Genomic DNA, 257 nt, shown 5'->3' with positions numbered 1-257 from the left:
CGGGTCCCTCGTGGTCCACCAGGTCGATGCCGACGGTGCCGTCGGTCAGCCGCAGCGCGGTCTCGAGCGAGTCGGTGAGCCGCCCGAGGATGTCGTCGCTCGACACCAGGCGGTCGACGATGACCGAGATGTCGTGCTTGACCTGCTTCTTGAGCTTGGGCGGGTCGCTGAGCTGGATGCGCTCCCCGTCGACGATCGCACGGGCGTAGCCGGACGCTGCGAGCTCCTGGAAGAGGTCGACGAACTCGCCCTTCTTC

1 protein-coding gene is annotated in these 257 nt (G+C 67.7%); it reads right to left on the bottom strand.

All coding sequences use genetic code 11. The features are described 5' to 3' along the window. Positions 1 to 257, bottom strand: a 257-nt coding sequence (locus BIU95_RS13355; RefSeq protein ID WP_139179804.1) for a hypothetical protein, incomplete at both ends; no start/stop codon positions are given.

This window comes from Curtobacterium sp. MCBA15_007, assembly GCF_001864905.1.
GTDB lineage: Bacteria > Actinomycetota > Actinomycetes > Actinomycetales > Microbacteriaceae > Curtobacterium > Curtobacterium poinsettiae.
Note: the sequence above shows the minus strand (reverse complement) of the source record. Positions and strands in the feature narration are given on the sequence as shown.